This window comes from Arthrobacter sp. MYb229, assembly GCF_002975405.1.
Classification (GTDB): domain Bacteria; phylum Actinomycetota; class Actinomycetes; order Actinomycetales; family Micrococcaceae; genus Glutamicibacter.
In genome coordinates this window covers 1,005,327-1,017,744 of record NZ_PCPS01000001.1, presented here as the reverse complement: position 1 = coordinate 1,017,744, position 12,418 = coordinate 1,005,327, and the positions used below count along the sequence as shown (strand labels likewise).

At 61.8% G+C, this 12,418-nt stretch carries 10 protein-coding genes; 3 read left to right on the top strand and 7 right to left on the bottom strand.

The annotated features are described in order from the left end of the window. Positions 1–8: 8 nt before the first annotated feature. Both hemW and lepA read right to left on the bottom strand, forming a co-directional pair. Positions 9–1,238, bottom strand: coding sequence for a radical SAM family heme chaperone HemW (hemW, locus tag CQ019_RS04790; RefSeq protein WP_096284736.1), 1,230 nt, complete (start codon positions 1,236–1,238; stop codon positions 9–11). Beyond that, positions 1,239–3,083 carry a translation elongation factor 4 gene (gene lepA / locus CQ019_RS04785; protein WP_096284738.1) on the bottom strand — a complete coding sequence of 615 codons (1,845 nt, stop codon included), beginning with the start codon at positions 3,081–3,083 and terminating at the stop codon, positions 1,239–1,241. It abuts the gene before it with no gap. A 112-nt stretch (positions 3,084–3,195) separates the two neighbouring features. On the opposite strand from lepA, the gene CQ019_RS04780 reads away from it, so the two are divergent. From CQ019_RS04780 to CQ019_RS04770, 3 genes are all read left to right on the top strand, one after another. Beyond that, positions 3,196–3,762: a type II toxin-antitoxin system PemK/MazF family toxin gene (locus tag CQ019_RS04780; protein ID WP_096284740.1), complete on the top strand. Its 567-nt coding sequence runs from the start codon at positions 3,196–3,198 to the stop codon at positions 3,760–3,762. 170 nt (positions 3,763–3,932) lie between these two features. After that, a complete protein-coding gene (gene rpsT, locus CQ019_RS04775) occupies positions 3,933–4,193 on the top strand; it encodes a 30S ribosomal protein S20 (protein WP_096284742.1) in 261 nt (86 codons plus the stop codon). 163 nt (positions 4,194–4,356) lie between these two features. Beyond that, entirely contained in the window at positions 4,357–4,788 is a 432-nt protein-coding gene (locus CQ019_RS04770; RefSeq protein ID WP_181148245.1) for an SRPBCC domain-containing protein, read from the top strand. Positions 4,789–4,805: 17 nt separating this feature from the next. Here the strand turns inward: CQ019_RS04770 and holA are convergent, their stop codons facing one another. Genes holA through leuS form a run of 5 tightly spaced genes read right to left on the bottom strand, consistent with a single transcriptional unit; the run spans position 4,806 to position 12,215 of the window. Then, positions 4,806–5,798 (bottom strand): DNA polymerase III subunit delta, encoded by a 993-nt coding sequence (gene holA, locus CQ019_RS04765; RefSeq protein WP_105552138.1) that lies wholly within the window; start codon positions 5,796–5,798, stop codon positions 4,806–4,808. 34 nt (positions 5,799–5,832) lie between these two features. After that, the gene (locus tag CQ019_RS04760; RefSeq protein ID WP_105569046.1) at positions 5,833–8,103 is read right to left on the bottom strand and encodes a ComEC/Rec2 family competence protein; all 2,271 of its coding nucleotides are present in this window, start codon (positions 8,101–8,103) and stop codon (positions 5,833–5,835) included. Then, positions 8,100–8,732, bottom strand: coding sequence for a ComEA family DNA-binding protein (locus CQ019_RS04755; RefSeq protein WP_105569045.1), 633 nt, complete (start codon positions 8,730–8,732; stop codon positions 8,100–8,102). Before CQ019_RS04755 ends, CQ019_RS04760 begins: the two co-directional genes overlap by 4 nt. 21 nt (positions 8,733–8,753) lie before the next feature. Next, positions 8,754–9,686: a DegV family protein gene (locus CQ019_RS04750; RefSeq protein ID WP_105569044.1), complete on the bottom strand. Its 933-nt coding sequence runs from the start codon at positions 9,684–9,686 to the stop codon at positions 8,754–8,756. A 9-nt stretch (positions 9,687–9,695) separates the two neighbouring features. Next, the gene (leuS, locus tag CQ019_RS04745) at positions 9,696–12,215 is read right to left on the bottom strand and encodes a leucine--tRNA ligase (RefSeq protein ID WP_105569269.1); all 2,520 of its coding nucleotides are present in this window, start codon (positions 12,213–12,215) and stop codon (positions 9,696–9,698) included. Between the last annotated feature and the right edge of the window lie 203 nt (positions 12,216–12,418).

Below are 12,418 nucleotides of genomic sequence, written 5' to 3'. Positions count from 1 at the left end.
CTGAAACTTTAGAAGTCCAACAGTTCCCGCACTACAAGGTCGGCCAGGAGCCGACCTCGTTGCGTTAACACGATAGTTCCGGCAAAGGCCGACTGCGGTTCGATCAGCTCGTCGGCAATGAGTCCGGCAACTGCCCGACGGCCATGCTCATCCAATTCGGCGATCGGCATGCCGCTGCCCAACCGGGTCAGCAGCATCGTGCGCTCCAGTTTGACTGCCTCGGCATCGGGGAACTCGCGGCCGTGGCCCGGGGAAATCCCGCCGTCGATCCGCTGCTGGTAGGCCGAAGGATGCTTCACATTCCACCAGCGCAGGCCACCAACATGCGAATGGGCACCCGGTCCGGCGCCCCACCAGTCTCCGCCTTGCCAGTAGGCAACGTTATGCCGGCAAGCATGCCCTTCGCCCTTGGCCCAGTTGCTAACTTCATACCAGCGGAAGCCCGCGGCCGCGAACATTTCATCGGCCAGCTGATACTTTTCGGCATGATCGTCATCGTCGATGTTCGGTACCTGTCCGCGGCGAATCTGCGCCGCAAGCTTGGTGCCCTCTTCAATAATCAGCGCGTAGGCCGAAATGTGATCCGGTTCATAGCTCAAAGCCGCTTCCACGCTGGTGCGCCAATCCTCCAAGGACTCCCCCGGAGTCCCATAGATCAGATCGACGCTCACCTGGAGACCCACTTCGCGAGCCCAGCGGACCACCTGCGGCACGCCCTTGGGATCGTGGGTTCGCTCCAGCACCGCCAGCACATGTGGCACCGCCGACTGCATGCCAAAGGACACGCGGGTGAACCCGCCGTCCTTGAGCTCTTGCAGGCTTTCACGGGTCACCGAATCCGGGTTCGCCTCGGTAGTGACCTCGGCGCCGGGCTTCAGCCCGAATTCGCTGTTGATGCGTGCCAAAACCGACACCAGGTCGCTGGCTGGCAGTAGGGTCGGGGTGCCGCCACCGAAGAACACGGTCTCGATTTCACGATGCGGCAAGCCAGATTTGTCCATCACTTGCCGAGCGAAGCTGATTTCCTGGCTGACGGTGGCCGCATAGCTGGCTTGGCTCGCCCCGGAACCAAGTTCCTTTGCGGTGTAGGTGTTGAAGTCGCAGTATCCGCAGCGCACCGTGCAGAACGGAATATGTACATAAAAGGACATGGTCCGCTCCTGCGCATTGTGTGAACACAATGCGGGGAGCAGACCATCGGCCGGAGCCGGATCGCCATCAGGCAAAACTGAGGGCATTTACTTCTTTTTCTCTTCGCCGGTGGACAACGCGGCGATGAAGGCTTCCTGGGGAACCTCCACGCGGCCGACCATCTTCATTCGCTTCTTACCGGCCTTCTGCTTTTCCAGCAGCTTGCGCTTGCGGCTGATATCGCCGCCATAGCACTTGGCCAGCACATCCTTGCGGATGGCGCGAATGGACTCGCGGGCGATGATGCGCGAACCGATGGCAGCCTGAATCGGCACCTCGAACTGCTGGCGTGGAATCAGTTCACGCAGCTTGCCGGTCATCATCACGCCGTATGAGTACGCCTTGTCGCGGTGGGTGATCGCGCTAAACGCGTCCACCTGCTCACCCTGCAGTAGAATATCGACCTTGACCAGGTCTGCAACCTGACTTCCGTCGGCCTTCCAGTCCAAGGATGCGTAACCACGCGTACGTGACTTCAGATGGTCGAAGAAATCGAAAACGATCTCGGCCAGCGGCAGCGTGTAGCGCATTTCTACGCGTTCTTCGCTGAGGTAATCCATACCGCGCAAGGTGCCGCGACGTCCCTGGCACAATTCCATGACCGAGCCGATGAATTCGGATGGAGCGAGAATAGTTGCCGAGACCAGTGGTTCGTGAACCTCGAGGATCTTGCCTTCGGGGAACTCCGAGGGGTTGGTCACGGTGGTCAACTGCTTGTCTTCGCCCATGACCTCATAGACCACGTTCGGAGCGGTAGAAATCAGGTCGAGGTTGAACTCGGCCTCCAAACGCTCACGGGTGATTTCCAGGTGCAAGAGCCCCAAGAAGCCAACGCGGAACCCGAAGCCCAAAGCGACGGAAGTCTCTGGCTCGTACACCAGGGCGGCGTCGTTGAGCTGAAGCTTATCCAAAGCATCGCGCAGCGCCGGGTAATCAGTACCGTCCATCGGGTAAAGTCCCGAGAACACCATCGGCTTCGGATCTTCGTATCCGCCGAGGGACTCAGCGGCAGGCTTCAGGCTATTGGTGACAGTGTCTCCGACCTTGGACTGGCGTACATCCTTCACACCGGTGATCAGGTAGCCGACCTCACCCACGCCCAGTCCCTTACTTGGAACCGGGTTGGGGGCGGAGACGCCAATTTCGAGCAGTTCGTGCGTGCTGCCGGTGGACATCATCTGGACGCGTTCGCGCGGACGCAACATGCCGTCGACGACACGAACGTAGGTGACCACACCGCGGTAGGTGTCATAGACGGAGTCGAAGATCATGGCCCGTGCAGGAGCATCGGCCACGCCAACGGGCGGCGGAAGCTGCTTGATGACCTCATCCAGGAGAGCCTCAACGCCTTGGCCGGTCTTACCTGAAACCTTCAAGACGTCATCGGGATCGCAACCGATGAGGTTTGCCAGCTCTTCGGCATACTTCTCCGGCTGCGCGTTTGGCAGATCGATCTTGTTGAGCACCGGAATGATGTTCAGATCGCTCTCGATGGCCAGGTAGAGGTTCGCCAGGGTCTGTGCTTCGATGCCCTGTGCTGCGTCAACGAGCAGGACCGCGCCTTCACAGGCCGCCAGGGAACGGGAAACCTCATAGGTGAAGTCGACGTGGCCAGGCGTGTCGATCATGTTCAGCGCGTAGGTCACGCCATCGACTTCCCAAGGCATACGGACAGCCTGGGACTTGATGGTGATACCGCGTTCACGTTCGATATCCATGCGGTCCAGGTACTGGGCCTTCATGTCGCGTGCGGAGACCACGCCGGTGGATTGCAGCATGCGGTCGGCCAAGGTGGATTTACCGTGGTCGATATGGGCAATGATGCAGAAGTTACGGATGAGCGACGGATCGGTCGCGGCTGGCACCTGGGCGGTGCGGGCCAATGGAGACACCTAAACAGACCTCATTTGCAAACTAAGAATAGACGCGGAATTAGGCTCCATTCTGTCATGATTTACGCGTCACTACCTATTTGGTACCGCGCGCCCTGATAGTTTGTCGATCATGGCTTTGAATGTGCAGAAGATTCTTTCCCTCGTTGTGCGTGCAGTTAAGGTTTTCAACTCCACTCGCGCCAATGGGTCAAACACCTCCCCCACTACCCGCCGGCCGAGCAATGCTCCGAGCCGGGCTCAGCAGCGGCATGGCAGCAGCAATGGCGGGAATAACCTCCGCGAATCGGCCTACCCGGGCGATTTCCGCGGCACCGTCCACTATGAATACAACCCGAGCCTCGACGGCGAGGCCGATCCCGGCGAAGTGGTTTGGGGCTGGGTTCCCTACGAGGAAGACCACAGCCAGGGAAAGGACCGCCCGGTGCTGATTATCGGCCGCGATGACAGCTGGTTGCTTGGCCTGATGCTGACGAGCAAAGACAAGAACAATGGCGGTCACAGCAATCCGGACTACATGGACATCGGAACCGGCGCCTGGGACCGCGAGCGCCGTCCCAGCGAGGTCAAGCTCGACCGAATCATCCGCCTGTCGCAAAGTGCAGTACGTCGCGAAGGGGCCATTCTCGACGAGCAGCGTTTCGGCAATGTGGTGAACGCCCTAAATAACGGCCGCTAGGCGTTGGTCGTTGCCGCGGCGTTCTGCTAGAGTTAATTCTTGTGTGTCACGCAGGTTGGGTGACACGCCCCCTTTGGGTCGCCATAGGTGCCCCACACCGCTCAGTCGATGGCCCGAAGGATGAACCCTCTACCGACCGTATTTCGCAATAAACGAGAGAGTTTATTAAAGTGGCAAACATCAAGTCCCAGAAGAAGCGTAATCTTACCAACGAAAAGGCTCGTCTGCGTAACGTAGCAGTCCGCTCGGAAGTTAAGACCGTGGTCCGTAACGTCAACGACGCAATTGCCGCCGGTGACAAGGATAAGGCAACTGACGCATTGCGTCTGGCTGGCAAGAAGCTCGACAAGGCTGTTAGCAAGGGTGTTCTTCACAAGAAGAATGCTGCTAACCGTAAGTCGGCCATTGCCAAGAAGGTTAACGCCCTCTAAGCAACGCTAAACTTCAGCAAGATCCTCGAAGCCCTTGGGTTTCGGGGATCTTGTGCTTTAAGCACCGCTTCTCTGCCCTGCGGCACTGCGCTAGTGTTCAGCTATGCCATTAGTCGGTAGATCAGTAAATATTTTCGCAGGACGTGTCCTGCACCATTGGGAAATGCCAGCCACGGCAGACCAGGTGTGGCACGCGCTGACCGAGTCCGCGCCGTTGTCGGGGTGGCTCGGGACGCTGGTCTCTGGGACCTTTCGCTCCGGTGAAGTAGTCACGGTCGAACACGCACCGAATTACCCCTGCACCTCACAGGTGCGAGGAATTGATCCGCTCAAGCTCTTGGCCATGTCCTGGAAGTTCCCCGACGAAGAGCCCTCGGAGTTGCGGATCGAACTTACCGGGCGAGAATCCAGCACCGGGTTGCACCTCGAACACCGGGGGTTAGCGGATAAGGCCGCCGACTACCTGATCGGTTGGCATACTCATCTGCGGTATCTGGAAGATCTGCTCGCCGGCAAGCCGCGCGCCATGGTGGATTTTTGGACGCTCTACGAAGAACTGGCCCGTTCCACCGATCCCAAGCGGAACGAAAGCTAGGTGCCAGGCAAGCCGAGCTATCGCTGCGGTGCTTTGGAAGCAATAAATAAGATCGCACGTTCCAAGGCATAGCCTGGTGACCGCCCGCCGCCTTTGACCATGCGATCTGTTTGGGCGATGTTCTCAATGCATTGCGCGACATCAGCGCGTTTCCAACCGCGTGCTTGCTGCTGCGCTGCCTGAACCTGCCACGGCGCCATGCCCAGCTCGGAGGCCAAGGACGCCGCCGGCTCGTTGACTCCGAGCACCTTCGCCAACTGACGGATCTTCATCGCCAAGGTCGCGACGATGGGAATTGGATCTGTTCCGGTATCCAGGGAGTGGCGCAACGTGGTCAAGGCCAATTGCGCATTTCCGGCCAAGGCGGCGTCCGCCACTTTGAAGGCCGTCGCTTCGATACGGCCACCATAGTACCGATCGACCACCTCTTGATCGATGGTTCCGGTGGTGTCCTGAATCAGCTGGTGACAGCTGGATCCAAGCTCTGCCAAGGAATTGCCAACCGCGGCGACTAGTGACTTCACCGCATCATTGGTGATCCGGCGCTTGGCTGACTTGAATTCGGCCTGCACAAAGTCGATTTTCTCGGCGTCGCGTTTAATCGGCTGGCAATTGACGAGCAACGCGCCGGCGGCCTTTATGGCATCCAGTAATTTCTTGCCGCGGGTACCCCCGGAGTGGTGCATGATCAGCACATTCTCCGGTGCCTGATCCTTCAGATAATTCAAGGCATCTTTGAGGAAGTACTCGTTCATTGATGCCAGGTCGTGTACCTCGACGAGGTTCGCGCTGGAAAACAACGAGGAGCTCGTGGCCAGCAACAGTTCGCCTGGCTCGTAGCTGGCCGCGTTGAGCCGAGTATGCTGGATGTCCTCGCGCGTAGCAGCTTGGCTGCGCAACAGCTCGAAGGCGCGCGAAGCCAGATATTGTTCGGATCCGGTCAGCAGAATCAAGGGTTGGGGTGTTAAATCCCGCCAAGAAATTCCCGGAGATGCTTGCGCGCGTGCCATCGAGCTCCTTCATGCGTCGTGCGTTAACTCGATCCTACCGAACTGCAGGCCCGATCGCTGTGGCGAGCACCTTGTCCGGTTCGAATGTGAGCAGAACCGTACCCTCGAGGTCGGATCTGATCACGCGCGCTCCGGTTCGCTGCGCCGCGTCGAGAATTTCTTGGTGCGGATGACCATAGGAATTGTCTTCACCCGCAGATATCAAAAGGACCTGCGGCCGCAATTTTTCAATGATTTCCGTGCCGCCATTTCGCGCGCCGTGATGCGAGGCCTTGAGCACCTGGACCGGAGGTTGCGGCAGTTCGGCCAGCAGCTGATGCATCGCTGCTTCCTCCAGGTCCCCGGCGGTAAAGAAACTCAGCACCTGACCGTGGACAAGAAAGTCGAAAACGATCACCAAGGATGTGTCATTGGGTTCGGCATAGCGCGCACGGATTTCATTTGGCCCGATCACCCGGTAGTGCACGGCGTCCGTGCCACCGCTATCCCCCGGTTTGAGCACTGCGGTCTCGGACCAGCGGCTAGGGTCGAAGCCGGTGGAAACCAGACGCTGATCGATTTGAATTCCGGCCGCTTCCACGTCGGCGATCCCGCCAAGATGATCGGCGTGTTCATGCGTGATGAAGACCTTGGATAACTTTTTGATCCCCAGCTGATCCAGGCAGCCAGCCACGCCCCCATCCGTGGGTCCGGCGTCCAAGAGCCACCCCTCAGCGGGACCACTACGAATCACGAACGCGTCACCCTGGCCGACATCGCACATCGCGATATTCCAGGTCACCGGGATCGCCGGACGGTAGAACAGGGTCGCCGGGAGCACCAGCGACACGAGGAGCACCACGAGCACCGCCAATCCGGCGCCGGCCAGCCGATGAATACTCGCGTGCTCGCTTTCATAGGTGCTCAGCAGCAGGACGGCGAACACCACCGAGAATCCCACTGCGAGCGAGATGCCGGCAATCCCAGGAGGCCATGAACGTGCGGCACCGGGCAGCTCGACTACCCAGAGCGCGAGCTTTCCAATCCATCCCGCCGGAAGGCCAGGCACCCATAACAAGATGTCGGTGACCGCCGGCAATGGAGTACAGCACAGCAGGCTGATCACCCCCATGCTGGTGATCAGGGGCAGCAATGGTGCGACCAAGAGGTTGGCCGGCAGCGAGTACAGGCTGAAATTTGAGTTCAAGGCGATGATCACCGGCAGACAGGTGAATTGCGCGGCGCAGCAAATTGCCGTCAATTGCGCAAACCACGACGGGAAGAGGCGTGAAAGGATGTCGGTGAGGGCCGGTGTCAGTACGATGATGCCCAAGGTGGCCAGTACGGATAAGGCGAAGGCCGGTTCCACTGCTAGCGACGGATCGATCAGCAGCAAAATGGTCCCCGACAGGCTCAAGATGCCCAAGGACCCGCGCCCGCGGCCCAGCATGAGCGAGATTGTTGCGATGATTCCCATTAATCCGGCGCGGAGCACACTCGGGTCAGGGCCCACGAACCAGATGAATAAGGCCAGGAAGCCGATGCCCAGCAGCGCGGCCAGCACCCTGGGCACGGCGCAAAGCCTGAGGATCACCAGCACCATGGCACCGAGCAACGCCACGTTTGACCCGCTGACGGCGGTGAGGTGGCTCAGCCCGCTGTCTTTCATTGCCGCGGAGAGTTCTTCGCCCTGCCCCGAGCGGTCCCCGTAGAGCATGCCCGGAAGGAGCCCGCGGGCCTCGTCGGGTAGTTCTTTCAGGCTCGACGCGAATCTGGTTTTCAAGTGATCTGCCGGTGTCGGTTCCTGCCAGGTCTTCACCACCGGTTCGCTCTGTGCCCGAGCCCACCAGTGGAATGCACCTTTTGCCCCGGTGGATTGCAGGTCCAGAATTGTTTCGAAACTATCCGCGCCGGTTTCCAGCGGGTAGGGCAGGCTCAGATATATCGGAATGGGGCAAGCAACCCACTGCTCCTGGTGCCAATATTCTCCGATCTGCGCAATGCCCTTGTTCGTTCCGTCTTCGCCGAGGCGCGGCGGATCGTTAAAGGCCACGATGACCCGCCGCTGCTGTTCTGCTCCCTCGGGCAGCCGGCAGTCGTTCTGCCCCAGGGCGGCGAAGCTGATGCTGATCGAGGCCAGGAGCAGCAGCAGCGGTCCGCTGAACCAGGGAGCCGAGGAGGGAGCATCGTGGCGCCGGCGCAGCAGCAGCGCGAAGCCCACGAGGAAGAGCAGCAGCACGATGATGGTGACCAGCAGCGGCGGTTGCAGGTATGCGGTCACCCAGGCCCCGGCCAAGATCCAAAGCCCGCGGAAGTCCGTCTTCATGGGATCACCAATTCCGAGAGCTCCCCCAAGAGCACCGGGCCTATTCCAGAGACAGCGTCGAGTTCCGCGACGCTGGTGAACGGGCCATTTTTGTCCCGGAAGTCGATAATGCGTTTGGCTAGTGCCGGGCCGATGCCCGGCAGGGTCTGCAGGGTCTGCGCATCGGCCTGGTTCAGCGAGATCTTCGCGTTTGGCCCTTGGGCTTGCGGGGCGCCCGGAGTTGCCGAGGCATCACTAGTTCCGGGCAGGATGATCTGCTGCCCGTCGGCGAGTTTGGCCGCCAAATTCAATAGCTCCGGGCGGGCTTTTTTGCTCATCCCGCCGGCTGCTTCGATCGCATCGGTGATCCGCGAACCATCGGGAAGCTCGTAGACGCCGGGCTTTTTCACGGCCCCGACCACATGCACGGTGAGCGTAGCCAGCGGTTCGGTGGCGGCCGGGTGTTCGGGGTCGGCCACCAGCGGAATGGAATCCAGCTCTTCGGCCGCCGGCGGCGGCGAGAAGATGATCGAAAAGGCCACCCAGGCCAGGACCACGAGGACCAGCACGAGGGCAGCGACCCGCGACACGGCGAAGCGCAACCTGGTCGGCCGTGGCGCAAATTTACTGAAGAAGTCGTGGCGCCCCATGGCCGATAGTTTGCGCCACTACTACGAAGGGAGGGTGTCCTCCGGCTCGGATTGTGGATTCAGCGGCCCCACGGCCACGGCGAGCACCCCGATGCCGGTATGCGCCGCGAGCACCGCCGGCAGGGATTCGATCAGCACCTGCTGCGCGCTGAGCGGAGCGAGCTCGTTGGCGATCTCGGTGGCAAGTTCGGCCGCGCCGAAGTGCATGACGCCGATGCGTACCGGCCCCTGGGCCGCGGTAGCAGCCTGGGCGCCAAGCGCCACCAGCCGCGCCTGGGCCCGGGCGAAGGAGCGCGGCTTTTCGATGGGCTGGATCACACCCGCTTCGATGCTCAGGATCGGTTTGACGTTCAGCAGGTTGCCCAGCACCGAAGAGATGGTGCTGATCCGTCCCCCGCGGCGCAGCTGCTCCAGGCTCGGCACGGCGAAGTAGACGGAATTCCGCGCCGCGCCGCGGGCGATCTGCTCGAGCATTTCCAGCGGGGCTCCGGCATCGCGCGCGGCCAGCACGTCGGTGACCGCAAAGCCCTGGGGCATCGCGACGGTGCGCGAATCGATGACCTGCACCGGGATTTTGATGTCGGCGGCGGCTAGGCGCGCTGCCTCCACCGTCCCGGAAAGCTGCCCGGAGAGGTGAATGGAGATGATCGACTCGCAACCGGCGGCGGCCAGCTCCCGGTAGGCCCGGGCGAATTCTCCGGGCGCCGGACGCGAGGTCTTGACGGATTTTCCCATGGCCAGGCCCATCATCAGGGCGTTCAGATCTTCGCCGTGCACGTGGTTGTCCACGATGATCGGGATTCCCAGGCAGGCGAAGTCTTCGCTGTCCAGCAATTGTGCTGGCAGGCAGGCGGCGGAGTCGGTGACCACGCCGATTCGGGTACGCGCAAGCCCACGCGGGGCCAGCCATTTAGGCAGCCAGCCCGCGCGTGGGCCCTTGGTGCGTTCGTTCATGCCTTGAGCTTACGGTGCCGGAACCACATTCACGAGCTTCGGCGCACGGACGATGACCTTCAACGGCTCCTTGCCGTCGAGCATGCGAATCACCGTCTCATGGGCCAAGGCCTGCTCGCGCAGGTCATCCTCGGAAATGTCGATCGGAACGTCCAGGCGTGCGCGGACCTTGCCCTTGATCTGGACCACGGCGGTGACCGTATCGTCGACCAGCAGCGACTGATCGACCTCCGGCCAGGCGCTGTTCACGACGCTCGGGGCGTAGCCGAGCTCGGCCCACATGTCCTCGGCGGTGTAGGGGGCGAACATGCTCAGCAGCTGGGCGGTGACGGTGGCCGCCTCGCGGACGGCCGGGTCGGCGGCGCCGGCTCCCGAATCGATGGTCTTGCGCGCCGCGTTGACCAATTCCATGGTCTTGGCGATCACCACGTTGAACTTGCCCGAATCCAGCAGCTGGGCTGCCTCGTGCACGGTGCGGTGGGTGATCTGGCGCAGCGCCTTCTCGCCGGTGGTGTAGTCCACGTCCTGTGCGCTGGTGACGTCCTGGGCGATGCGCCAGGCGCGGGCCAGGAACTTCTGCGAACCGCTTGGGGACACGTCCGCCCAGTCCACGTCGTCCTCCGGAGGGGAGGCGAAGATCATGGTCAGCCGCACCGCGTCGACGCCGAACTTGTCCAGCTGCTCGCCGAGGTCCACGCCGTTGCCCAGGGACTTGCTCATGGCCTTGCCGCCGTTGAGCACCTGGCCCTGGTTCAGCAGCGCGCTGAACGGCTCGGTCGCGTCGATCAGGCCCAGGTCGTGGATGACTTTGGTGAAGAAGCGCGAGTACAGCAGGTGCAGGATCGCATGCTCGACCCCGCCCACATACTGGCCTACCGGCATCCAGTCGCGGACCGCCTGCGGGTCGAAGGGGCCCTCGGTGTAGTTCGGGGAGACGAAGCGCAGGAAGTACCAGGAGGAGTCCACGAAGGTGTCCATGGTGTCGGTGTCGCGCTTGGCGTCCGCCCCGCACTTCGGGCAGGGCACGTTGACCCATTCCGCGACGGCGGCCAGTGGGCTGGTGCCCTTCGGTGCCAGCTGTTCGCCGCGCAGGTTATCCGGCAGGCGCACCGGCAGCTGGTCATCGGGGACCGGGACCTCGCCGCATTCGGCGCAGTGGATGATCGGGATCGGGGTGCCCCAGAAGCGCTGGCGGCTCAGCAGCCAGTCGCGCAGCCGGTAGTTGATCGTGTGTTCGCCGGTGCCGGCGGCTTCCACGATCTCGATCGCCTTGGCGACCGCCTCGGTCTTGTCCAGCCCGGTCAGCTCGCCGGAGTTGACCAGCTTGCCCTCGCCGGCGGTGGCGGTTCCCGACACGGCCGGGTCCTCTTCGCCGGTCTCCACGACCACGCGCACCGGCAGGTCGAAGGTGCGGGCGAAGTCCAGGTCGCGCTGGTCGTGTGCGGGCACGGCCATGATCGCGCCGGTGCCGTAGTCGGCCAGCACGTAGTCCGCGGCCCAGACCGGCAGCTTCTCGCCCGAGAGCGGGTTGATCGCGTAGCGGCCGGTGAACACCCCGGTCTTCTCGCGCTCGCTGGACTGGCGTTCGATCTCCGAAAGCGTCTTGACCTGCTCCTGGTAGGCTTCCAGCGCTTCGCGGTGCTGCTCGGTGACCAGCTCGTTGGCCAGCGCGGCATCCGCGGCGACCACCATGAAGGTCGCCCCGTAGAGGGTGTCCGGGCGGGTGGTGAAGACCGGGATCTGCACCCCGGCCAGTTGCTCGTGGGCTTCGATCTGGAAGGTGACCTGGGCGCCTTCGGAACGGCCGATCCAGTTCTTCTGCATCAGCAGCACGCGCTCTGGCCAGTGGCCCTTGAGCGCATCCATGTCCTCGAGCAGGCGGTCGGCGTACTCGGTGATCTTGAAGTACCACTGGTTCAGCGACTTCTTGGTCACGGCGGTGCCGCAGCGTTCGCAGGCGCCGTTGACTACCTGCTCGTTGGCCAGCACGGTCTGGTCCTTCGGGCACCAGTTGACCGGGTGGTCCTTGCGGTAGGCCAAGCCCTTTTCGTAGAACTTGTTGAACAGCCACTGGGTCCAGCGGTAGTACTCCGGATCCGAGGTGTGCAGCCGGCGGTCCCAGTCCGCGGAGATGGCGTAGCGCTTGAAGCTCTCGGCCTGGGTGTCGATGTTCTTGTAGGTCCACTCGGCCGGGTGCGCATTGCGCTTGATCGCGGCGTTCTCCGCCGGCAGGCCGAAGGAGTCCCAGCCGATCGGGTGCATGACGTCAAAGCCACGCAGGCGCCAGTAGCGTGCGACAACATCGCCCATGGCAAAGGCCTCCGCGTGGCCCATGTGCAGGTCTCCGGAGGGGTAGGGGAACATATCCAGCACGTAGCGACGTTCACGGGTGCCATCGTCGGCGGGCTTGAACACTTCTAGTTCATCCCAAACCGGTAGCCACTTGGACTCGAGGTCCTTGAAGTCGTAGGTTCTGGTCTCGTTCGTCGATGATGTCACTGAGCTCGTCTCACAAACTTGCGGAAAAATTTCCTGACGGAAAAACTTGGTATTGTCTCCAGACACAACAAAAGCCCCCAAATATCCACTCGGGGGTACGGCCGCAGGCCGCTCTTAGACTAGGTCGCGCTGAAAATGCATACAGCGATTCTATCGCAGTTCCCGCCGCAGAGGTGCATCGATGAAGCGCCAGCTGCGCCACGGCAAAAACGGCATGCCCCATGACCGCTTCC